This window comes from Lacinutrix sp. MEBiC02404 (assembly GCF_053601575.1).
Genome location: NZ_JBSHNV010000189.1, coordinates 202,031 through 226,191 on the forward strand (window position 1 = coordinate 202,031; position 24,161 = coordinate 226,191).

A 24,161-nucleotide genomic window follows, 5' to 3' on the forward strand; every position below is an offset into this window, starting at 1 on the left:
TGCGGAATCCATATTAACAAAAGCAGATTCTGCGTCGTAGCGCAGAATGACAAATAATGAAAAAAAAGAGATTAGTCATATTAGGAGCAGGAGAAAGTGGTGTGGGGACAGCGCTTTTAGCAAAGGCAAAAGACTATCAGGTTTTTGTTTCCGATAAGGGATTAATTAAAGATAAATATAAAGAAGTTCTTATACATAATGAAGTGGAATGGGAAGAGCAGAAGCATACAGAATCAAAAATTCTTAATGCAGATGTGGTAATGAAAAGCCCAGGGATTCCTGAAAAAGTTGCTATAGTGCAGCAGTTAATTCAGAAGGGTATTCCTGTTATTTCAGAAATTGAATTTGCTTCCAAATATACCAATGCAACACTAGTTGGTATCACAGGAAGTAATGGTAAAACTACAACGGCTACACTAACAGATCATATTTTAAAACAAGAGTTAAACGTTGGTTTGGCAGGTAATATTGGAGACAGTTTTGCAAAGCAAGTTTTAGAAAAAGATTATGAAAACTATGTCTTAGAGATTAGTAGTTTTCAGTTAGATGGTATAGTAGATTTTAAACCGCAAATTGCTGTAATAACCAACATTACTCCAGACCATTTGGATAGATATAATTATCAATTTGAAAACTATATCGCTTCCAAATTTAGTATTGCTAAAAATCAGACAAAAGAAGATTATCTGATTTATGATGCAGACGATGAGGTAATCACAGATTGGTTGAAAACGCATCCAGTACAATCCACATTATTGCCATTTTCTTTAGTAAAGAAAATTGAGAATGGCGCGTATTTAGAAAAAGAAAATATAATAATAACAATAGATAACAACCAAATAATTATGCCAACAAGCAAAATAGCATTAGAAGGTAAGCACAATGTTAAGAATGCAATGGCTGCATCGACAGTAGCGCATTTATTAAAAATAAGAAAGCAAACGATTCGTGAAAGTCTGGAGAATTTTCAAGGAGTAGAGCATCGTTTGGAGCATGTGTTAAAAATTAACAAAGTGCAATATATAAACGATTCTAAAGCAACAAATGTAAATGCAACATACTACGCGTTAGAAAGTATGGATGCACCAACGGTTTGGATTGTTGGAGGCGTAGATAAAGGAAATAATTACAATGAATTATTCTCTTTTGTAAACGAAAAAGTAAAAGCAATTATTTGCTTAGGTGTAGATAATGAAAAGTTGATGCGCACTTTTGGTGGCATGGTAGATATTATTGTGGAAACGCAATTTATGAGCGAAGCTATAAAGATTGCTTATAAAGTTGCTGAATCTGGTGATAATGTATTGTTGTCTCCAGCTTGTGCAAGTTTTGATTTGTTTGAAAACTACGAAGACAGAGGAAGACAATTTAAAGAAGCAGTACGAAGTTTATAATAAATTCCTGCGAAGGCAGGAATCTATAAAAGTAATGCGTGAAGCGAAATGAAATTCGTGGATAAAAAGAAGAGCGTAATAAATTTAAAAAGAGATGTCTGCCTACGCAGGAATAAGGAATGCAAGAAATATTTAATAACATAAAAGGAGATAGATTAATTTGGGCAATAGCAGCGCTATTGGCTATTTTTTCATTCTTACCTGTGTACAGCGCAGCAAGCAATTTAGCTTACGTTGGTGGTACAGGTAATACTTTTTCTTTTTTTATTAAGCACTTTATGCATTTGTTTTTAGGTTTTGCTATAATGTATGGCGTGCATAAAATTCCGTATCGATACTTTAGAGGTTTATCGATGGTTTTAATTCCTGTAGTACTAGTATTATTGGTTGTTACAATGCTACAAGGAACTACTATTGAAGGAGCCAATGCTAGTCGTTGGATTCAAATCCCAATAGTAAACATGTCGTTTCAAACATCTACTCTTGCAGCAGTCGTACTTATGGTATATGTAGCAAGATATATGTCTAAAATTCAAGAAAAAGAAATTACTTTTGTCGAAACTATTTTACCGCTTTGGATACCTGTATTTCTGATACTAATACTAATCCTTCCAGCAAATTTTTCAACCGCTGCAATTATGTTTGTTATGGTCGTTATGTTGGTGTTTTTAGGGGGGTATCCTTTACGCTATTTAGCGGTGATTATCGGTTCTGGTATTTTCGCATTGGTGCTCTTTGTTTTGGTTGCAAAAGCGTTTCCTGATGCGATGCCAAATAGAATTGATACTTGGATGAGTAGGATTGATAGTTTCTCTAATGATGATAATACAGAAGCAGACTATCAAATAGAACATGCAAAAACAGCAATTGCCTCTGGAGGAATTCAGGGTGTTGGTCCAGGAAAAAGTATTCAGAAAAACTTTTTACCTCAATCATCATCCGATTTTATTTATGCAATTATAGTAGAAGAATATGGTTTAATAGGTGGCTTTTTACTCATGATATTATACATGTGGTTGCTGTTTAGAATTGTAATTGTAGCGCAGAAATCCGATACCATTTTTGGTAAACTCTTGGTGCTTGGTGTTGGTTTACCAATCGTTTTTCAAGCATTAATAAATATGGCCGTTGCTGTAGAGTTGTTTCCGGTAACGGGGCAAACTTTACCATTAGTGAGTAGTGGAGGAACATCTATTTGGATGACTTGTCTTGCAATTGGTATTGTATTGAGTGTAAGTGCAAAGAGAGAAGAAGATAAGAATAAAGAGAATAGTGAAGATAATCCGTTAGAGGTTTTAAGCGAAGCAATTTAATGAAGAAACATAAAATCATATTATCTGGAGGAGGAACTGGAGGACATATTTATCCTGCAATTGCCATTGCTAACGAGTTAAAATCTCGTTTTCCAGATGCGGAGTTTCTGTTTGTTGGTGCAAAAGACAGAATGGAAATGGAAAAAGTACCGCAAGCTGGTTTTGCAATCAAAGGACTTTGGATTTCAGGTATTCAGCGTAAGCTTACATTAAAAAACCTATTGTTTCCGTTTAAATTATTAAGTAGTTTATATAATGCAAGGAAAATAATAAAACAGTTTAAACCAGATATCGCTATTGGTACAGGTGGATTTGCAAGCGGACCATTATTACAAATGGCAACTGTAAACGGCGTGCCTACTTTAATACAAGAGCAAAATTCGTATCCGGGAATTACAAACAAACTGTTATCTAAAAAGGTGCAGAAAATTTGTGTTGCTTATGATGGTTTAGAACGCTTTTTTCCGAAAGAAAAAATGATTAAAACAGGAAATCCTGTTCGCCAAGATTTATTAGATATAGATTCTAAAGTAGCCGAGGCTAAAAAATATTTTAATCTAGTAGAGGGAAAGAAAACCCTTTTGGTTATTGGTGGTAGTTTAGGTGCAAGACGCATAAATGAGCTGATAAGGGAAGAACTAGATTATTTTAATACGTTGAACATGCAAGTGATCTGGCAATGTGGAAAACTGTATTATAAAACGTATAAAATTGATGGTAATGAAAAGCAAGTGCAGCTGCATCAATTTATAAATAACATGGATTTGGCGTATGCTGCAGCAGATATTATTATTTCTAGAGCAGGAGCAGGTTCTGTTAGTGAATTGTGTATTGTTGGTAAACCAGTAATTTTTATTCCGTCACCAAATGTGGCCGAAGATCATCAAACTAAAAATGCGATGGCTGTTGTAAATGAAAATGCAGCGATGTTAATTAATGAAAGTGATTTGGTAGTAGATTTTGAAAATAAATTTACGCAATTAATGGCTTCACCAGAGAAACAAAAAGAGCTAGGAGCAAATATAAAAAAGCTAGCATTAGTAAATGCTACTAAAGAAATAGTAGACGAAGTGGAAAAGCTTCTGAAACATTAAACTAAAAAGAAAATGTTTGGTCGATCGCAATCGCGACCTTATTTAAAAAGAATGAACTTAAACAACATACATAACATCTATTTTATTGGCATTGGTGGCATTGGCATGAGTGCGCTTGCGCGATACTTTAAGGCGAGCAATAAAAACGTGGCAGGTTATGATAAAACCCAAACGGAAATTACAGATAGTTTGGAAGATTTAGGTATTCAGGTTCATTTTGAAGATTCTATAGCGCAAGTAGAAGATGCTTTTTTAAATTATGATACCACGTTGGTTGTTTATACTCCAGCGGTACCAAAAGATAATAGAGAGCTTGCTTATTTTAAAAACGACAGAAATTTTACCGTTTTAAAAAGATCTGAAATTTTAGGCCTAATTACAGAAAATACGTTTTGTTTAGCTGTTGCTGGAACGCATGGTAAAACTACAACGACAAGTATTTTAGGGCATTTGTTATACGAATGTAATGTAGAATTAACCGCTTTTTTAGGCGGAATTAGTGAAAATTATAATTCTAATTTAATCTTAAATGGAAACAAAGTTTCTGTGGTAGAAGCAGATGAATTTGATAGATCCTTCTTAACTTTGTCTCCAGATTTAGCGTGCATAACATCTATGGATGCAGATCATCTAGATATTTATGGAGATGCTTCCGAATTAATAAAAACATTCAAAGATTTTTCAGAAAAAATAAAACCTAACGGAAAGCTGTTTGTTAAAAATGGTTTACCGCTAAAAGGAATTACCTACGGAATGGAAGACGATTCCGATTATTCCGTAAAAAATATAAAAATAGAAAATGGTGCGTATGTATTTGATGTGAAAATGCCAAATGCAACACTAGAAAGAGTTCAATTTAACCTGCCTGGTAGACATAATTTGTCGAATGCGTTAGTAGCCTTGGCGATGGCTGTAGAATATGGTTGCCCTCACCAGCAGCTCGCCAAAGCTTTAGCATCTTATAAAGGTGTGAAACGCAGATTTACGTACCAAATTAAAACGGAAGAATTGGTGTTTATAGATGACTATGCACATCATCCAGAAGAAATTAATGCAGTGTATCAAGCCGTTCGAGAAATGTACCCAAATAAGAAAGTGTTGGCAATATTTCAACCGCACTTATTTTCTAGAACCAAAGATTTTGTAGATGATTTTGCTGAAAGTTTGTCGCAGTTTGATGAAGTATTATTGTTAGATATTTATCCAGCAAGAGAGCTGCCAATAGAAGGCGTTACTTCTAATTGGTTATTAGAAAAAATTAAAAATGAAAACAAACAACTTGTTGCTAAAAATGAGTTAGTTGCAAAAATAAAAGAAAGTACAGCACAAATAATTTTAACTATTGGTGCTGGTGATATTGGAGCAGAAGTGAAACATATTAAAAAAGCGTTGCTTGGTGAAAGTTAACTGGAACTATATAAAAATGTTTGTACTACTAGTGTTAGTAGTGTTTTTGTATGCTTTTTCGGCAACAAAAAATAAGGTTAGAGATGTGTCTCAACCTCAAGTACAATTTTTAGGCGATAATAACCTGTTTATTACGCAGGCTAATGTTAGTAAGTTGTTAATACAAAATCAACAATCTGGTGCAAAGGCGTCTAAAGAAATTTTAGATTTGAACAAATTAGAATCTGCCCTGAATTCTAATCCAATGATCAAATCTGCCGAAGTGTATCTTTCTGTAAATGGGGAACTTAAAGCAGAAGTGAAACAAAAAAAACCTATAGCTAGAGTTAGTACTAATTCGTCGTATTATATAGATGACCAAGGAAGTTATATGCCTTTGTCTTCTAATCATGCAGCAAGAGTGCCTTTGGTAACCGGTTTAGTGAAAAAAGATGCATTGGATAATGTGTTTAAAATAGCAAAAAAGGTAAATAGCGATGCCTTTTTAAATAAATACGTGATTGAGATTCATCAAAATGAAGACAATAGTGTTTATTTAAAATTGAGACAATCCACTTTTATAGTGCATTTAGGGGATTTAAATCAATTAGATAAAAAGATAAATAACCTAAAGGTATTTTATCAAAAAGCGTTAAAAGAAAAAACACTTAATAGTTACAGTAAAGTTAATTTACAGTTTGATAACCAAGTAGTGTGCACCAAAACGTAAACTATGGAGAATAATATAGCAGTAGGATTAGATATTGGAACCACAAAGATTGTGGCTATGATTGGTCGTAAAAATGAATATGGTAAGGTAGAAATTTTAGGTATTGGTAAATCTAAAAGCCTTGGTGTACATCGCGGTGTGGTAAATAATATTACGCAAACCATTCAATCCATTCAATTAGCAGTGCAAGAAGCAGAAACTGCGGCAGGAATGAAAATTGAAGGAGTAACCGTTGGTATTGCTGGGCAGCATATAAGAAGCTTACAGCATAGCGATTATATTACGAGATCAAATTCTGAATTGGTTATAGATGAAGAAGATATTGACCGATTAATTAATCAAGTGCATAAGTTAGTAATGCTTCCTGGTGAAGAAATTATTCATGTTTTACCACAGGAATATAAAGTAGATGGTCAAGCCGAAATAAAAGAACCAGTAGGAATGTATGGCGGAAGATTGGAAGCTAATTTTCATGTGGTAGTTGGACAAGTTTCTTCTATCCGAAATGTGGGAAGGTGCATACAAAGTGCTGGATTAAATCTGGAAGGAGTTACACTAGAACCTTTAGCGTCTTCTAATGCTGTATTAAGTCAAGAAGAAAAAGAAGCAGGAGTTGCACTTATAGATATTGGAGGAGGAACAACAGATTTAGCCATTTTTAGAGATGGTATTATAAGACATACTGCTGTAATTCCTTTTGGAGGAAATGTAATAACAGAAGACATAAAAGAAGGCTGTTCTATTATAGAAAAGCAAGCCGAACTTTTAAAAATAAAATTCGGTTCTGCATGGCCAGGAGAAAATAAAGACAATGAAATTGTTTCTATTCCAGGATTAAGAGGCAGAGAACCAAAAGAGATCACATTAAAAAATCTCTCTAAAATTATTCATGCTCGCGTAGTAGAAATTGTGGAGCAAGTGTATGTAGAGATTAAAAATTATGGTCACGAAGAGCAAAAAAAGAAACTTATTGCAGGAATTGTTTTAACAGGTGGTGGTGCACAATTAAAGCATTTAAAACAATTAGTAGAGTACATAACAGGAATGGACACTAGAATAGGGTTTCCTAATGAGCATCTTGCAGGAGATAGTGATGATGAGATTACAAGTCCATTGTTTGCTACAGCTGTAGGTTTAGTAATGGATGGCTTAAAAAGAAATGAAAGAAAAAAAGCCGAAGTTATTGTGGAGGAGTCCGATTTTCTAGTCGATGAAACAGAAGAGACAAAAGAAGAAACGGAAGTAAAACAAGTAGTAAAAGAGAGACGGACGTTTTTAGATAAACTGACCGAGAAAGTAAAAGATTTTTTAGATAACGCAGAGTAAAGTAATTAAGTAAGAAAATAAAACCGAAATTCATGAGCAGCAACAAAGAATTCGAAACCAATATAGCATTCGATTTACCAAAAAATCAATCCAATGTGATTAAAGTTATTGGAGTAGGTGGTGGTGGTAGTAATGCTATCAATCACATGTTTCAACAAGGTATTAAAGGAGTAGACTTCGTAATCTGTAATACAGATGCGCAAGCACTTCAAAATAGTGGTGTACCCAACAAAATTCAATTAGGTCTTAACCTTACCGAAGGTTTAGGTGCAGGAGCAAATCCAGATGTAGGAGAGCAATCTGCTATAGAGAGTTTTGAGGATCTACAACGTATGTTAGATACCAATACCAAAATGATCTTCATTACCGCAGGAATGGGTGGAGGAACAGGAACAGGAGCAGCCCCGATTATTGCTAAAATGGCTAAAGACTTAGATATTTTAACAGTTGGAATTGTTACTATGCCTTTTCAATTTGAAGGAAAAATGCGTAACGAACAAGCGCAAAATGGTATTGAGAAACTACGAAACGTAGTAGATTCATTAATCGTAATAAACAATAATAAACTTCGTGATGTTTATGGTAATCTTGGTTTTAAAGCAGGATTCTCCAAAGCCGATGAAGTATTATCGACTGCAGCACGTGGTATTGCAGAAGTGATTACACATCACTATACACAAAATATTGATTTACGTGATGCTAAAACGGTATTAAGTAGCAGTGGAACAGCTATTATGGGTTCTGCTAGTTCTTCTGGGCAAAATCGTGCACATGATGCCATTCGTAAAGCTTTAGATTCCCCATTATTAAACGATAATAAAATTATAGGTGCCAAAAACGTATTGTTGCTAATCGTTTCTGGAGCACAAGAAATTACTATCGATGAGATAGGAGAAATCAATGATCATATTCAAAATGAAGCTGGTCATGGAGCAAATATAATTATGGGAGTTGGTGAAGATGATTCTTTAGATGAGTCTATTGCTGTAACCATTATTGCTACGGGTTTTGATATTGAACAACAAGATGAAATTTCAAATACCGAAACAAAAAAGGTTATTCACTCTTTGGAAGAAGAGCAAACTTCGGATAAAGATTTATCTAAAAAAGATAAAAGTCCAGCAATTATAACTCCAAATATTGAGTTACAAAAAAAGGTAGAACCAGTAATTGTAAAGCACACTTTAGATTTAAATGAATTGGAAGATGCTTTTGAAACAAGAAGAAAAGTAGGTGCTAAACCATTAAATTTAATTCCAACTTCAGAAATCATCAAAAACATGAATGTGGTTTATGATGAAGTACTTGCAACGAAGGATGCACATGTAGAAGAAACTTTACAAGAAGAAGATTTTGTAATCACTAACGCCACTCCGGTAGCTGAAGCTGCTAATGATTTTGAAGAGGAGCAACAAATCACGCTAACTTTTGATATGCCATTAAGTGAGCCTCTTGCGCCTATTGCACAAGAAATTCAAGAGGTTAAAGAAGAAGTTAAAGAAGTTGTACAGGAAGAAAAAGTAGTTCATAATCTAAATGCAGAAGAGATTAAGGCATTGCCTGTGAATGACTTTATAGAGCTTGTAAATGTTACAGAAACAAATAAAGATGGCGAAATTCGTTATGCTTTAGATGATTATTTAGAATTTGAAGCTACAAGCGAACCAAAGAAAAAAGAGCCAGTTGTAGAAGTGGTAGATAAGGTCTTGGATCAAGAAATTGTTTTCGAAAAGAAAGTGGTGAAAAACAATGTTGTTGAAGAGCAAGTGGAAGAAATTGACCCAATGAACAGTCCGATTTCAGACATGTTAAAAGAAAGAGCAGAAGAACGCAGACGTAAAATGAAGGACTTTAATTATAAATTCAATACTTCAAAAATTGATGATATAGAGAAGATTCCCGCGTATAAGCGCCAAGGTGTAGATTTGCAAGATGTGCAACATTCATCACAAAGAACTAGTATTTCTGGTACTTCTATAAGTACAGATGATAATGATGATATGCTTTTAAGAAGTAATAATTCGTTTTTACACGATAATGTAGACTAAGTTAAGTTTAGTGTTTAACTTCAACTAACCCGAAAAACTCACCCAAAGGTTTTTCGGGTTTTTTATTTTAATCATTTCTTATATTTTCTAAATTTAGGTTGCTTATGGAGTACTATCAACTGCTCACTTTTTTATATCTTCGCAATTCAAAACAAATAAGATTATGAGCTTACAAGAAAGTATCATGACAGCTATGAAAGCTGCAATGAAATCTAAAGACCAAACAGCATTAGCTGCTTTAAGAGCAGTAAAATCTGAAATACTTTTAGCACAAACAGAAACTGGATCTAAAGAAGAAATTACAGAAGATCAAGAAATAAAAATATTATCTAAATTAGTAAAGCAACGTAAAGATAGTGCTGCTATTTTTTCGGAACAAAACAGAGAAGATTTAGCAGAGCCAGAAATAGCACAAGCGGCAGTAATTAGTCAGTTTTTGCCAGCGCAACTGGACGAAGCAGAAATTGAGAAAGTGGTAGTAGAAACTATTGCAGCAACAGGAGCAGCAGGTATGAAGGATATGGGAAAAGTTATGGGAATGGTAAACCAAAAACTTGCAGGCCAAGCAGATGGTAAAACCATTTCTACTATTGTAAAGGCTAAATTGTCTTAAATAAATAATAAGATTCCTTCTAGGAATTTGATGGCCTCGTAGTTCAACTGGATAGAATATCAGATTTCGGCTCTGATGGTTGGGGGTTCGAATCCCTTCGAGGTCACGAATAAAAGAAAAAGCTGTGCGTCAAATCAAACTCGTTTGAATTTGTAAGTACAGCTTTTTCTTTTTCAAAGCGGAGCTTTATAGGGAAAAGCGAGTGCAGCGAGTTAATCCTCTTTTTAATTACCTCAAATCAAGCGCGCTTGAATTTTTAAATGCAACTTTTCTTTTTTCAAAGCAGAGCTTTATAGGGAAAAGCGAGTGCAGCGAGTTAATCCTCTTTTTAATTACGTCAAATCAAGCGCGCTTGAATTTTTAAATGCAACTTTTCTTTTTTCAAAGCGGCCCTTTATAAGGAGAAACGATTGCAGCGAGTTAACCCTCTTTTTAAAGTCAAATCAAACTTACTTTTCAAAGATTTTAAATATTGTTTTTTTTTAATAATCTCGGAGTATTAATTTTTCCGAATAATCTATCCGTTTTCAACTTATTTTTCACCTAACTTACTTAGTGTCAAATATTTTTGTACATTTAAGTTCTCCCTAAAACTTCCGCGTTTATTCTGTTAAGTGGAATAAAAACAACGAATAGCAAGATGGTATTTTTATACTGTCTTAGATTTTTATTGGTATTATTTTCTAAAAATGGAAAACCTACCGTTTAAAATTAGAACAAGTCTAGCACTAATTTTAAACCATGTCGTTTGTTGCATTCTATTCTTTAGAAATTAATCTTTAACTAGAAATTTTTTTAATAAAATTCGATGATGAGCGTAGTTTCGTAAAAAAAATATTCCGTATTAAAATAACCCACGATTATTTTAGTGACTTAATAGATGGAAGTATTTCTTTAACCCTAGGATTAATTATGGAAGAATTAAAAAAACGATTTGATATTCAAATTCAGAATATACAAAGTGCTTACAACATATATGTAAATTCAGAAGTATCAACCGAAGTATTTTTAAGCCATTTGGAAAGTACAACTTCTAACCATTTCTTTGATTTTAATATTCAAGTTTCAAATCCGAACTTTTATAACTATTCAGATATTCCTACCGACTTTATTGGAACTTATGTATATGAAAGTAATGCTTCAGAAAACAGGTTAGATACTAATGTTACATTATTAAATCCTAAAATAAATACTACCGTTTCTCATAATTTATTAGGTGAAGTAAAAATCTATTTTCACGATATTTTGGAAAACCCTTCTGGAGCAACTACTTTTTTGATTGCTTTAAAAGCTAGAGCAACTTTTTGGCAATATGATATCGTTCAAAGTAAACTAGATCGTTTCTCTAATCTATATGTGGATGGCAGTTTTTCTAATTTTTTTGAAGGACCAGAACAAGTCACTTTACCAAATAATAAAGTAGCAGTTCGTTTTATCACACCGCAACCTTTAAAATTAAGCGAAGTACCAAAATATAAATTCCAATTGTTTGGTATTCGAACTACGGCAAGCGCTTTAAATAAAAATCTTAATATGGAATTACCAATTCCTGATGGTAGATTTACTATAACAAATAACGAAAATCGAGACCATAAGGTGTTATCACCAATGTATATATATCTATAAACGTAACACAAATAAAATAGAAACGTATGGCAGCAAAATATAAAACACCCGGAGTATATATAGAAGAGTTAAATGGGGTTCCAAATTCTGTAGTTCCAGTAGCAACGGCTATTCCTGCATTTGTTGGTTATACGCCACAGGCTATCTTTGAAGGAGAGTCGCATATAAATGTGCCAATCAAAATTTCTTCCTTTGCCGACTTTCAGGCCATTTTTTGCTTTCCAGATACCGATTCTAAAAAACAATATAATCCGCACTATTATTTAATAAAACAAGCTAGAAATCCGGAAAGAGGGAGTTTTATGCAAATTGGTAATGATTTCTATGCTGTAGTTCCAGACCCTAACACTATTTATTATATGTATAATAGTATCCAGTTGTTTTATCAAAATGGAGGGGGTGATGCGTACATTGTTTCTGTTGGTAGCTATGGTGAACCTTCTAATGATCCATTGCGACCAGGAGATGTATTGGTGAATCCTAATGTGCAATTAGACGACTTGCAAAATGGGATTGCTTTGTTGAAAAATGAAACAGAACCGACTATGTATATTTGTCCGGAAGCTACTTTGCTTTCCGTTGTAAATAATGGAGCACTCATGCAATCTATGTTATTTCAAAATTCTGAAATGCGCACAGCAATTAGCATTTTTGATGTTATTGGAGGAACTAATCCAGATCCAATATTATATACGGATGATATTGATAACTTTCGGAATAATACTGGAGCTAGAGGATTATCTTTTGGTTGCGCTTATTATCCTTTTATAGGAACTGTTATTATGCAGGAAGATGATTTAGATTTTACGAATTTATTTGGTGGCAATTTGGATGCATTAGAAGCGCTTTTAAATCCTTCGGAAAAACCAAATAAAGATGTTGCTGAAATTTTTAAAAAGATCAAATGTCTAGACGACGCAAAGTATACTCTTTCAGAATTTCATAAAGCATTATTAAACGGAAGCACTTTATACACATCCATTATCCAAAAGGTATTGTTAGATGTTAATGTACTTCCACCAAGTGGCGCGATGGCTGGCGTTATTACTAAAACAGATAATCAAGAAGGCGTTTGGAAAGCGCCTGCAAATACTTCTATAGTTGGCGCTGTTTCTTTACCTATTAGACTTACTAGTCAAGAACAGGAAGGTTTAAATGTAGACGCTATTTCTGGTAAATCAATTAACGCCATTCGTCTTTTTCCAGGAATCGGGATTCTAATTTGGGGAGCACGAACCTTAGATGGTAATAGTAGGGAGTCGCGATATATTTCGGTACGACGGACACTCATTTTTATAGAACAATCTTGTGGGGCTACCATACAATCTTTTGCTTTTGAACGAAACGAAAGAAATACTTGGGATGCTGTAAACAATAGTGTAAGTAGCTTTTTATATTCCATTTGGAAAAAGGGAGGATTACAAGGAAGCATGCCTGATAACTCGTTTTTTGTGCGTTGTGGTTTGGGAGAAACAATGACTGCAGACGATATATTAGAAAGTAATATGATAGTTGAAATAGGTGTTGCTGTAGTTCGTCCTTCGGAATTTATTGTTATTCGAATGTCACAAGAAATAACAAGTCAAACCTAATAGATTTAAATTATAAAAAAGAAATAATATGGCAGACGATGGAAGTAATTTTGGAGCAACATCTAATAGCCAAGTGAAGGGCCTTTTTTCTTTTCCTTTAAAACCGATGGTATCAAGATACCAGAAATATATTTTGTTCATGCTTTAGAAATTGCCAAAGAAGCATATGTAGTGCGCCATAAATGGATTTGTCTCTAGATTAAAAAGAACTTATAGAAGGATTACTCAAAGTTGCTATGGATTATTGGCCTGCAATTAGTTAAAGGTATATATCTGGATTTAGAGGTAATTGGATGCTGCGAGAAGGCATTCTTTCTGAAACATCGGATAACTTTGTGTTAACTGTCGAAAAATAGCTTATGATATTTTACTGTCTAAAGCACCTTTTTCCTTCTCAATAATTAAATTGCCTTGGATGTTAAAACCATTACGTGTAAATTGGGGCTATTAAATAGTTTCCATACATTAGATAAAGCAAGCCTACTAAAACTTTATGATTAGATCCCTTTTACTTAATCAAACCGATTATGAAACGCCACCACTAGCAATTATAATACTGACCGTTATATTAATCGTGTTTACAGTGGTGTTAACAATCATTATGACGGTTCGAGGGACTTTTACCTTTTTAGAAAAGGTACGCGTAACGTATTTTAAAAAGAAACAATTCTTTACACATGTTTACTTGAAAAGGAATAAACTTGCTATAGAACATAAAGCTATTCTGCAAAAAGAATTTGATTTTTATAAACGGTTAAGCCTTTTAGAAAAAAAGAACTTCGAGCATCGACTTAATTACTATATAGAAAACTGGGAATTTATTGGGAAAGAATCCAAAATAACCAATAGCATGCAAGTTTTAATTTCTGCTACCGCTGCAAAGCTTACTTTTGGGTATAGAGATTATAAAATTGAGTGTATAGATAAAGTGATTATTTATGATAAAGCATATTATTCTACCATGAATAAAGACATGCATAAAGGGGAATTTAATATGGCTTACAATGCTTTAGTTTTTTCTTGGGAAGATTTTGTAAAGGGATATAATATTGAAGATGATAATATGAATTTAGGAGTACATGAATGTATTCATGCCATGCATTTTTCGTTTTTGAAATCGCGAAGTTATAGTACTAGTGCTGCAATTTTTTTAGATTCTTTTCAAGAACTTACACAGTTAGTGGATACAAACGAGGTGTTAAAGCAAAAGCTGACGACTTCAGGTTATTTTAGAGACTATGCTTTTGAAAACCAGTTTGAGTTTGTTTCCGTTTTAGTAGAAAATTTCATAGAAACCCCAAGCGAATTTCGATCGGAGTTTCCTAAAATTTATGACAAAGTAAAACAAATGCTAAATTTTAACTTTCCTGGTTATTAAGCATTAGCAAGCTTCTTTAAATTAGCAATAGCAGCAGTTGGATTCGCACTTTTAAAAATAGGACTACCTTAAATAAAAGGGTTTAATCCAGATTTTACTTGTTTTTCATATAACATCTACTTAAATTTAAGTACTAAAATCAGGGTTAATAGTCATCTGTTTGAAACTAATCAGCATCCACATTATTAGCTGTTTCTGTATCCTGTTGTAAGTTGTTAAAAGCTGAAATTTTATTATTTACTTGTGTAATTCATTAAATTTCAATACATTACAATGGTATTCCCAATTTAGTTCTCCCTAATATAAAATTAGAAATCAAATTTTTAAAAATTGTATTATGGAATCAAAACTCTCGTTTTTATTGTTTTTTCTGTTGCCCATATTTCTTTATAGTCAATCAGAAAACCATTTCATCACTACTTGGAAAACCAACAATACTGGCATTTCTAATGCAACATCCATAACAATTCCTTCAGTCATTAGTGGGAGTAATTATGATGTAGATTGGGATAATGATGGTGTTTTTGATGACCTTGGAGTTACAGGATCTATAACTCATGATTATGGCATTGAAGGTACTTTTACGGTGGCCATTCGTGGTGTTTTTCCAAGAATATTTTTTTATGACGATAGTGATAATAATAAAATACTTTCCGTAGAACAATGGGGAGATATCGAATGGGAGTCAATGGCATATGCCTTTAATGGCTGTTCTAATCTTGTTATTAATGCTACTGACGCTCCTGATTTGTCTTCTGTAACTAATATGAACCATATGTTTGCAGGTGCAAGTATTTTTAATCAGGATGTGTCTTCTTGGGATGTGAGTAATGTTACTCATATGGTAAATATGTTCTGGGGTGCTTCATCCTTTAACCAAGATTTGTCTTCTTGGGATGTAAGTAATGTTACTATTATGGCAGCCATGTTTCAAGAAGCTTTTGCTTTCAATCAGGACCTTAGCTCTTGGGATGTGAGCAGTGTTTATCATATGGGTTCTATGTTTAATTACGCATCCTCATTTAATGGGGATGTATCCACTTGGGATGTTGGTATTGTATCAGATATGGGCTTGATGTTTCGTGAGGCAACATCCTTTAATCAGGATGTATCCACCTGGGATGTTAGTAATGTGTCTGATATGAATTGGATGTTTTATGATGCTTTATCTTTTAATCAAGATTTATCAGCTTGGAATGTGGGCAATGTTAACCAAATGAGACTTATGTTTCGAGGCGCAACATCTTTTAATCAGGATTTATCTACTTGGGATGTAAGCAGTGTAACCCAAATGGGGCTTATGTTTCGTGATGCAATATCTTTCGATCAGGATCTGGGTTCATGGGATGTAAGCGATGTTACAGAAATGTCTTTAATGTTTAGTGGCGCGACCCTTTCTTTAGATAATTACGATGCTTTGCTTCAAGGATGGAATCAATTAACATTACAAAATAATGTGGAATTTGATGGCGGTTTTAGTAAATATTGTAAAGGCGAAGATGCACGTGACAATATGATAAGTACTTTTGGTTGGACCATTACAGATGCAGGTTTAGATGCCTATTGCGATAAACTTAATACGGAAGATTTGGATGTTAGTGCAATTAAAATATATCCAAATCCAAGTTCAGGTATGGTCTATTTAAAAAACGGTAAAGCAGAAGATTTAAAAGTTATTAATATACTGGGGCAAGTGGTTGTTTCTTATAAATTTGATGCGAATTTAGAAATACAAGAATTAAATTTAAGTCATTTAAAACCTGGAATATATGTAATGCAGTTTAGCATCGGAAATAATTCAATTACTAAGCAATTAGTTTTTAAATAAACGCAGTAAAAGCTTTTTGTTTTTTTATGAATTAGCAAGCTTCTTTAAATTAGCAATAGCAGCAGTTGGATTCGCACTTTTAAAAACATGACTTCCAGCTACAAAAGCATCTGCTCCAGCGGCTACTAGTTTTTCTATGTTTTTATCGGTAACACCACCATCAATTTCAATTCTAGTATCTAAACCTTGCTCGTCTATCATTTTACGAAGCTTTCTCACTTTTTGATAGGTGATTTCTTCAAACTTCTGACCACCAAAACCAGGATTAATAGACATTAATAAAACCATATAGCATTTCGGTAAAATATCTTCTAAAACACATACCGGAGTCGTTAAGTTTAAAACCACACCAGCTTTACAACCAGCATCTTCAATTTGTGTAAGTGTTCTGTGTAAATGCACCGTAGATTCGTGATGCACCGTAATAATATCGGCACCAACTTTTGCGAATTCTTCAATATAACGCTCTGGCTTTTCAATCATTAAATGCACATCTAACGGCTTTGTTGCATGCTTTTTAATAGCGGCGATTACTGGCATTCCGTAAGATATGTTTGGTACAAAATGACCATCCATTACGTCAATATGAAACCAATCGGCATCACTATTATTAACCATTTCTGTATCGCGTTGTAAGTTACCAAAATCTGCGGCAAGCATAGAAGGAGCAATTAATTTGTCAGACATTTTCTTAGTTTTTGTTGTGTTTGCACAAATATAGAAAAGTCTTTTTGAAGTAGCTTCCCAAAGGAAAGATAAAAATTTCTAGAAGGATAAAGAGAAAATAAGGAAAGTATTAAAATGAGTGAACCCAGAGTAATCAGCTCTGGGTTCTTTCATCAATCAAAAAACGAACAGCTTTCGTACCCACGAAAGTGGGTATCTAATTCTGTTTGTTGGGGTAATTTAGTTGTAATTTTTAAAATTACTATCCTAAATAAGTTTTTAATATTTTACTTCTAGACGTATGTTTTAATCTACGAATAGCTTTTTCTTTAATTTGTCTTACACGCTCACGAGTTAAATCAAACGTTTCACCAATTTCTTCTAAAGTCATTGGGTGTTGGTTTCCTAAACCAAAGTATAAACGAATAACATCTGCTTCACGAGGCGTTAATGTTTCTAGAGCACGCTCAATTTCGGTACGTAAAGATTCATGTAATAAATCACGATCCGGATTTGGAGACTCACCAGAATTTAATACATCATATAAGTTAGAATCTTCCCCTTCTACCAAAGGCGCATCCATACTTACGTGACGACCAGAATTTTTCATAGACTCCTTAACATCGTTAATAGTCATGTCTAATTCTTTAGCAATTTCTTCCGCACTTGGAGGTCTTTCATGTGCTTGTTCTAAAAATGCAAACGTTTTATTAATCTTATTAATAGAACCAATTTTATTTAAAGGCAAACGTACAATTCTAGATTGTTCTGCTAATGCTTGTAAAATAGATTGTCTAATCCACCATACCGCATAAGAGATAAATTTAAAACCACGCGTTTCATCAAAACGTTGAGCCGCTTTAATTAAACCTAAATTACCTTCATTAATTAAATCTGGTAAAGTTAAACCTTGATTTTGGTATTGTTTCGCTACAGATACAACGAAACGTAAATTAGCCTTTGTCAATTTCTCTAAAGCCAATTGGTCACCAGCTTTAATACGTTGTGCTAATTCTACTTCTTCATCAGCTGTAATTAAGTCAACTTTTCCTATTTCTTGTAAATATTTGTCTAATGATGCGGTTTCTCTATTGGTAACCTGCTTGGTAATTTTAAGTTGTCTCATCTAATGTCTCGTGTAAAATTAAGTGTGAATAAAACGTTCTACATAGTTATACGTAGAAAGAGCAGTAAATGTTACAAAAAAGTTTATTTATTTTTTATGAATTGTAAATCAAAGCATTAATAAAGGTTTGGGCGTTCCGTTTTTAAACCTAAAATGGTTTTAAAACGTCAGGCTATCACTAATATCCTCCCTCGAACGAAGTTCTCAAATTCCCACAATAAACCAAGCCTCCCAATAAACAAAAAACCACCAAGCTTTCGCTAAGTGGTTTTATAATTAGATAGATATAATAATCACGTAAATAACAGCCTACAAAAAACTAGCTCTTACTTCTGCAACTAATTTAGTGCCGTCTGGATCTGCTTTTGTTTTAAGCTTACAAAAATCTTCAGCCCATTGTGAGGTTCTAATACGTAAAGGCGGATGGTTATTTTGTGCCACTTGTAAAGCCACGGTTGCGACTTCTAATCCGGTTTGATAAAGTGATACTTCGCTTAATTTGGATCTCTTTTCAATTCCAGCCATGTATTGATTAAAAATAGGTGCGTACTCTCCGGTTGCTAACTGTCCTTCGGTGGTTGTTTTAGTAATGGCTGAGGTCATAAATGCTGTTGCAATTCCTCCTGGTTCTAAACACGTAATTTTAATATTAAAAGGATCGCTAACATAGGTTGCTAAGGCTTCCATAAAACCTTCTACCGCAAATTTTGCTCCGCAATATAGCTCGTTAAAAGGTTGTCCAACCAAACCACCAACAGAGGTAATACTAATTATTTGTCCCGATTTTTGTTTGCGCATGTGTGGTAAAACAGCCTGTGTACAATACACCACACCAAGATAGTTTACGTCTGTGACCCATTTTATTTCGGCTTGGGTTGCTTGTTCAGTTGTTTTTGCAAAACCTGCACCAGCGTTATTCAAAAGGAGGTCTATTTTTCCATCGTTTTTAATAATGGTATCTACTGCAGCTTTTATAGTTTCTGTTTTTGTAACGTCTAATGGGAGTAAATGGATGTCTAAATTATGGTTGTCAATTTGCTCTTGTAATGCTGTTGCTTTGTCTAGATTACGCATGGTAGCGTAGACCTTAAAATTATTTTTAGCAAATAGAATAGCGCTTTCAAAACCTACTCCTGTAGATGTTCCTGTGATTAATATATTTTTTTTCATAGTTTTTGTTTTTATTGGAGTGAATGTTCATTCCAAATTAATAATAAATTTTTTTATGCTTTTATTGCATCCCAAAGCATGTGCATTTGGTTGCTAAGTGATGTTTTGTTGTGTGCTTTCTGATTAAAATACCAACGTAAATAGGCTATTATAGAGCTACCAATAAACATTAATATTTCGTCTATATTTATGGCTTTAATATGGCCATCTTCTTGTCCTTTTGTTAGCAAATTGCAAACTGGAATAATAGATTTTCCGCCTTCGTTTCTACTGTCTTCTGTAATAATAGGAGAGGCTTGCAACTGCTCCATAAATTTAAAATAGGTAGGATTGGCTATAAAAAAATCAATCATAGCTGTGCAGTAGGTTTCAAATTGCGTTTGAATAGATTTGTTAGCGTCGAACTCTAAAAACAGGTCTTTTTCTTCGTGTTTTATGCTGACGTAAATGGTATTTATTAATATTTCTTTGTTTGGGAAATAGTTGTAAATCGTACCCATTCCTGTGCCTGCTGCTTTAGCAATAGCAGACATTGGTGTGTTGTGTACCCCTTTTTGAGTTAATAGCGTAATGGCAGCAGATAGTATGGCTTCTTTTTTATTCACGATGCAAAGATATATTTTTTTTGGAATGATTATTCCAAAAGTTTAACTTTATTTTAATTATTGGCTTTTGGGTTGGATTTTGATATGCTTTTGCGTCCAATTTTTTAGCAGATGTAACAACCTTAGTAAAGATTTATTTTTTTAGTATTTTATCTTGCGCTCTTTTTCTTTCCACCATTTCCAAATAGATGTCCTCTACATGTTCTCGTGCCCAAGTGGTACGTCTTAAAAAACCGAGACTTGATTTCATGGTAGGATTGTAGATAAAACAGCGAAGATTAGTACGGTCGCCCAAATATTCCCAACCATAATGTGCTACTAAACGCTCTAATACTTGTGCTAGTTTTACACCATGAAAAGGGTTGTCTAACTGCTCTTGAGTCGCTTGTTTTCTTATGCGTTTGGTCGGTTTATCTTCATTGGTGTTGTTATCCAACAATTTATCTGGCTGCATCTGTTTATTAGTCTGCTCACTTTTGTTATTGTTTTGTTTGTCCATTATGGTGTATGGCTTGTGGTGTTCTTTTTTATAATGTATAGTTGCAATTTAAACAAAAAACACCTTGCTATCGCAAAGTGTCATTTTTATAAAACACTCCTTTTTAAAGGTCGTAAAAGTTGTTACGTTATCTACTGTTGCAAGTTTACGGGATTCTGAGAATTTTTCTGCATCAGCGATTACAAATAAGATGTTTTAGTTTTCTGTAACCCATTTTTTTAATATTGGATGTTCCTTTAATACTCAAGCGTTTGGTTTGCTAGTACGTTTTATACGACTATAAAAACAATCCAAATGTTGAATTTTGGTAGCATCGAGAAAGTTGTTTTGTGTTCCTGAGGTTACAAGTTGCTTTTGGGTAGGGGCGTTTTCGATTTTTAAATAAAAACAAATAAGAATTTTATATAAAAAAAAACAGCAGTAAAAGCCAAAGATATATTGGATTTATACTGCTATTTTTAATTTGTATGTAAACGATGATTAGGCGTCTTGCATGGTGTCTGAAATAATTATTTCACGTAATAAAACGGCTTGTGGTAATTGGTATGCAAATTTTATGGTGTTTGCTACATCAGCCGCTGTGATATTTATAGCACCCAGATTTTGATTCCAATCGTTATAATCATCGATTATCGACTTGTCGGTTGTATGTCCTAATAATTCCGTTTTCACTGCTCCAGGCTCTATAGAAATCACTCTAACGTTATAAGGTGATAACTCTAATCGTGCGGTTTGTGTTAAACCTCTAACGCCAAATTTACTAGCCGCATATGCTGCGTGATTTTCAAATGCTTGTATCCCAGCCATAGAAGACAGGTTAATGATAGTACCGCTTTTGCGCGCTTTCATTTTTTGTATTACTGCAGACATTCCGTTCATAACACCAAGAATATTAACGTCTAGCATTTTTTTCCATTCTGCAGGATCTTGTGTTGTTATATCTCCTAAAAGCATTACTCCTGCATTGTTTACAAGCAAATCGGTTTCACCATAAATTGCTTCCGCTTCAGCGATAACTTTTTCAAAATTTTCTTTGTTGGTAACGTCCAATTTTCGGCATAACGTATTCGGTAAGTGTAAAGCCTCCATTTTTTCAACTCTTCTTGCTAATAATAAAAGCGGATACCCATCTTTAGAAAATGCTTTCGCCATTTCTAATCCAAATCCTGAACTTGCTCCTGTGATTACGATAAGTTTTTTAGTTTCCATACTATGTTTTTGTTATAATAAATATTAATGATAATTTTGATTTTTGAATTTTAACGGAAGTGTTTTAGATTGAATACAAAGATAAGCTATCAAAAAATGACATCAAAATACTATGTTTTTATGTTTATCATAATTTAAATTTATAATGGAAGAACGTCTTTTAAAATTTTTTGTAGCGGTTTACGAAGAACAGAATCTAACTAGAGCAGCAGAAAAATGCTTTGTATCACAGCCTAATATTTCTAACGGAATAAAGCAGCTGGAAGAAAAGATGGGTAAAAATCTTTTTAGAAGGCATAAAAGAGGAGTAGAACTAACTAATGAAGCACATTATTTGTATCCTATTGCTAAGCGCTTGTTAAGGGAATTAAAAGAATTACCAGACTTATTTTTGAAGCAAGACTTAACCAACGAAGTTACTATTGGTGTTGCAGATAGTTTACCACAAGAATATAAATTGCAATTTTTTAAAACAGCGACTCGTTTAAACACTTCTGTGTTGTGGAATGTAAATGAAATAGGAAGAGGAAATGAACTGAATTTATTAGTGCGGGAATGGAAAGATGAAGAAGATTTATTTTTACCAATTTGGAAAGAAAATTACGTGCTGTGCATACCAAATGGGCATTCTCTTTTAGAAAAAGATGAAATTGATTTAGTGGAAGATTTAAAAGACGAAAATTTTATACATTGTCCGCCTTGTGAAGCTCATAAACAATGCATTTCTATACTTAATTTTTCTAATCAATCCGTGAATACAGTTGGGAATTGTTCTACTAAAACCGAAACCTTAACGCTTTTAATGGCGGGATTGGGCTTGACTTTTTTACCAGAATATTTTATTGATGGTTGGTATGGTTTTGAAACCAGACCATATAAAGGTCCGGTTTATTATAGAGAAGTAGGTTTGGCCTATTCGCGTAATAGTTTACAAAATCCTGCAATTGCTAAAATGGTAAATCATTTTTCTAAAAATGAATTAAAAGGAAATAAGTTTAGTGATTTGGGCGCTTATAAAAAAGTGCAGACTAAATAGTTGATCTGTTAGTATTTATGCAGATAGACTCCTTTTATTTCGTATATCTATTAACGTGTTAACCAACCACTTTTATTGGCTGTAGCTATGGCATAAGGTGTAATCCAGAATAGACCAAAGGTGTATAGAATACTATAGGTATAAGCCCAAAATCCTTGGGATGTTTTATATCTATTGGTAAAGAATACTAAAGAAAAAGTCGATAAAATTAAGATACTAACCAAAGTAGATCCTACAAATAGTAAAGGATGTATCAAAATAAAAAATAGCATAAAAATTAGTAATGGATAACTCATAACAAGTCTAGAGAAATGACTAATAAATAATAAACGCGTTCCCATTTTTTCGCCTTCTCTAAAGTTTGTAAAAACGTATTTAGACATTTCTAGATTTTCACGTACATTACTGCGACCCCAGCGGATAAACATTTTATATAAACCTAAATATTCTTCAGGAACATTGGTGTATGCAACCGCATTCTTTTGAAATAGTACATGTTTCCCTTGTTTTAAAATCATGTTTGTCATGGCGCGATCTTCACCAATATCTGAAGGTTGTCCCATAAATGTTTGATTTATCCATTCTGGTAAGCATTTAAATACTGCAGTACTTCTATATGCAGCCAAAGCTCCTGGTGTGCATAATACGGAATTTAAATTGCTTTCTGCAGATCGTACAAATTCAAAACTCATTACAAAACTAACATCCAACATTTTAGGAAGCATTTCCTTTTTGTTATTTAAAACACGGATGTTTCCTGCAACGGCACCACATTGTTCGTTATTAACAAACGGACTAACTAGATTTCTAAGGGTATCTTCGGTAACAATAGAATCACTATCTACGGTCACGTAAATATCTCCTGTACCTAAATTAAATCCACGGTAAAGGGCGTGACGTTTTCCTTGGTTTTCAGGTTGTTGGTAGATTTCTAATCGATCTCCTAATTTATCTTTAGCATCCAGCATCCAATCCCAAGTATCATCCTTGCTGCCATCATCTATAGATATAATCTGAATTTTATGTTCTGGATAATCACTTTTTGCTAGACTCATCAAGGTGTCCCATACTTGTTTTCCTTCATTATAAGCAGGCACAATTACCGTACATGTTGGTAATTCATTGTCTGTTACAGAAGCAACGGGTTTGTATTTTATAAAGTTGTATGCGGTATATGTGAAAAATATTAATTTATAAGCAAATAGGGTTGCTGCAATAAGCATAAAGCTAACGCCAAGAGAAGATTCCATATTATTGGTATTGAATGTTTCAAAATCGGTATGAAAAACATAAAAAAAGTAAACCCCTATTAGTAGGAGTAAAAAAGTACTTAAAAGAACTATTCTATTTTGAGGGTTTTCTAATTTTCTATTACTTCGGAAGAAAGACGTAATTTTGGATTCTCTTTTTTTATGATTTGGCTGGAGATTACTAGTGTTTTTGGTCATAAATCTATTTGGATGGGTTGACTTAAAATAGATGTACGTGACAAGCTTTGGTTTAGATGTTTATAAATATTTAT

At 33.5% G+C, this 24,161-nt stretch carries 21 protein-coding genes and 1 tRNA gene; 15 read left to right on the forward strand and 7 right to left on the reverse strand.

The features are described 5' to 3' along the window. Nucleotides 1-56 precede the first annotated feature (56 nt). From murD to ACVCXO_RS11815, 14 genes are all read left to right on the forward strand, one after another. Nucleotides 57-1,394 (forward strand): UDP-N-acetylmuramoyl-L-alanine--D-glutamate ligase, encoded by a 1,338-nt coding sequence (gene murD, locus ACVCXO_RS11750; RefSeq protein WP_452229780.1) that lies wholly within the window; start codon nucleotides 57-59, stop codon nucleotides 1,392-1,394. A gap of 119 nt (nucleotides 1,395-1,513) precedes the next feature. Next, complete coding sequence (locus ACVCXO_RS11755; protein ID WP_452229781.1) at nucleotides 1,514-2,707, forward strand: FtsW/RodA/SpoVE family cell cycle protein; 1,194 nt, start codon at nucleotides 1,514-1,516, stop codon at nucleotides 2,705-2,707. Beyond that, on the forward strand, nucleotides 2,707-3,801 hold the full coding sequence (gene murG / locus ACVCXO_RS11760; RefSeq protein WP_452229782.1) for an undecaprenyldiphospho-muramoylpentapeptide beta-N-acetylglucosaminyltransferase: 1,095 nt from the start codon (nucleotides 2,707-2,709) through the stop codon (nucleotides 3,799-3,801). The genes ACVCXO_RS11755 and murG overlap by 1 nt, the downstream gene beginning before the upstream one ends. A gap of 51 nt (nucleotides 3,802-3,852) precedes the next feature. Beyond that, nucleotides 3,853-5,208, forward strand: coding sequence for a UDP-N-acetylmuramate--L-alanine ligase (murC, locus tag ACVCXO_RS11765; protein ID WP_452229783.1), 1,356 nt, complete (start codon nucleotides 3,853-3,855; stop codon nucleotides 5,206-5,208). 16 nt (nucleotides 5,209-5,224) lie between these two features. After that, on the forward strand, nucleotides 5,225-5,917 hold the full coding sequence (locus tag ACVCXO_RS11770; protein WP_452229784.1) for a cell division protein FtsQ/DivIB: 693 nt from the start codon (nucleotides 5,225-5,227) through the stop codon (nucleotides 5,915-5,917). A 3-nt stretch (nucleotides 5,918-5,920) separates the two neighbouring features. Next, nucleotides 5,921-7,243 carry a cell division protein FtsA gene (gene ftsA, locus ACVCXO_RS11775; protein ID WP_452229785.1) on the forward strand — a complete coding sequence of 441 codons (1,323 nt, stop codon included), beginning with the start codon at nucleotides 5,921-5,923 and terminating at the stop codon, nucleotides 7,241-7,243. Nucleotides 7,244-7,275: 32 nt separating this feature from the next. Then, a complete protein-coding gene (ftsZ, locus tag ACVCXO_RS11780; RefSeq protein WP_452229786.1) occupies nucleotides 7,276-9,291 on the forward strand; it encodes a cell division protein FtsZ in 2,016 nt (671 codons plus the stop codon). Between the two features lie 163 nt (nucleotides 9,292-9,454). Then, nucleotides 9,455-9,904: a GatB/YqeY domain-containing protein gene (locus tag ACVCXO_RS11785; protein WP_452229787.1), complete on the forward strand. Its 450-nt coding sequence runs from the start codon at nucleotides 9,455-9,457 to the stop codon at nucleotides 9,902-9,904. Nucleotides 9,905-9,936: 32 nt separating this feature from the next. Then, a tRNA-Arg gene (locus ACVCXO_RS11790) sits at nucleotides 9,937-10,010 on the forward strand. Nucleotides 10,011-10,816: 806 nt separating this feature from the next. After that, nucleotides 10,817-11,530, forward strand: a complete 714-nt coding sequence (locus tag ACVCXO_RS11795; RefSeq protein ID WP_452229788.1) for a hypothetical protein — start codon at nucleotides 10,817-10,819, stop codon at nucleotides 11,528-11,530. Nucleotides 11,531-11,556: 26 nt separating this feature from the next. Continuing rightward, nucleotides 11,557-13,122 carry a phage tail sheath family protein gene (locus ACVCXO_RS11800; RefSeq protein WP_452229789.1) on the forward strand — a complete coding sequence of 522 codons (1,566 nt, stop codon included), beginning with the start codon at nucleotides 11,557-11,559 and terminating at the stop codon, nucleotides 13,120-13,122. A gap of 364 nt (nucleotides 13,123-13,486) precedes the next feature. Then, the gene (locus tag ACVCXO_RS11805) at nucleotides 13,487-13,573 is read left to right on the forward strand and encodes a contractile injection system tape measure protein (RefSeq protein ID WP_452229857.1); all 87 of its coding nucleotides are present in this window, start codon (nucleotides 13,487-13,489) and stop codon (nucleotides 13,571-13,573) included. Between the two features lie 42 nt (nucleotides 13,574-13,615). Then, nucleotides 13,616-14,500, forward strand: a complete 885-nt coding sequence (locus ACVCXO_RS11810; protein ID WP_452229790.1) for a zinc-dependent peptidase — start codon at nucleotides 13,616-13,618, stop codon at nucleotides 14,498-14,500. Between the two features lie 337 nt (nucleotides 14,501-14,837). Then, nucleotides 14,838-16,328 (forward strand): BspA family leucine-rich repeat surface protein, encoded by a 1,491-nt coding sequence (locus tag ACVCXO_RS11815; RefSeq protein WP_452229791.1) that lies wholly within the window; start codon nucleotides 14,838-14,840, stop codon nucleotides 16,326-16,328. Nucleotides 16,329-16,352: 24 nt separating this feature from the next. Here the strand turns inward: ACVCXO_RS11815 and rpe are convergent, their stop codons facing one another. The 6 genes from rpe to ACVCXO_RS11845 all read right to left on the reverse strand — a co-directional run bounded on the left by rpe (nucleotide 16,353) and on the right by ACVCXO_RS11845 (nucleotide 21,603). Continuing rightward, a complete protein-coding gene (rpe, locus tag ACVCXO_RS11820; protein WP_452229792.1) occupies nucleotides 16,353-17,015 on the reverse strand; it encodes a ribulose-phosphate 3-epimerase in 663 nt (220 codons plus the stop codon). A 241-nt stretch (nucleotides 17,016-17,256) separates the two neighbouring features. Next, on the reverse strand, nucleotides 17,257-18,120 hold the full coding sequence (locus tag ACVCXO_RS11825; protein ID WP_055442537.1) for a sigma-70 family RNA polymerase sigma factor: 864 nt from the start codon (nucleotides 18,118-18,120) through the stop codon (nucleotides 17,257-17,259). Between the two features lie 309 nt (nucleotides 18,121-18,429). Further along, the gene (locus ACVCXO_RS11830; RefSeq protein ID WP_452229793.1) at nucleotides 18,430-19,290 is read right to left on the reverse strand and encodes an SDR family oxidoreductase; all 861 of its coding nucleotides are present in this window, start codon (nucleotides 19,288-19,290) and stop codon (nucleotides 18,430-18,432) included. Between the two features lie 53 nt (nucleotides 19,291-19,343). Beyond that, complete coding sequence (locus ACVCXO_RS11835) at nucleotides 19,344-19,895, reverse strand: TetR/AcrR family transcriptional regulator (RefSeq protein ID WP_452229794.1); 552 nt, start codon at nucleotides 19,893-19,895, stop codon at nucleotides 19,344-19,346. 133 nt (nucleotides 19,896-20,028) lie between these two features. Then, the gene (locus ACVCXO_RS11840; RefSeq protein WP_452229795.1) at nucleotides 20,029-20,394 is read right to left on the reverse strand and encodes a VF530 family protein; all 366 of its coding nucleotides are present in this window, start codon (nucleotides 20,392-20,394) and stop codon (nucleotides 20,029-20,031) included. Between the two features lie 480 nt (nucleotides 20,395-20,874). Continuing rightward, nucleotides 20,875-21,603 (reverse strand): SDR family oxidoreductase, encoded by a 729-nt coding sequence (locus ACVCXO_RS11845; RefSeq protein WP_452229796.1) that lies wholly within the window; start codon nucleotides 21,601-21,603, stop codon nucleotides 20,875-20,877. Between the two features lie 145 nt (nucleotides 21,604-21,748). On the opposite strand from ACVCXO_RS11845, the gene ACVCXO_RS11850 reads away from it, so the two are divergent. Beyond that, entirely contained in the window at nucleotides 21,749-22,639 is an 891-nt protein-coding gene (locus ACVCXO_RS11850; protein ID WP_452229797.1) for a LysR family transcriptional regulator, read from the forward strand. Between the two features lie 50 nt (nucleotides 22,640-22,689). Here the strand turns inward: ACVCXO_RS11850 and ACVCXO_RS11855 are convergent, their stop codons facing one another. Further along, entirely contained in the window at nucleotides 22,690-24,087 is a 1,398-nt protein-coding gene (locus ACVCXO_RS11855) for a glycosyltransferase (RefSeq protein ID WP_452229798.1), read from the reverse strand. Between the last annotated feature and the right edge of the window lie 74 nt (nucleotides 24,088-24,161).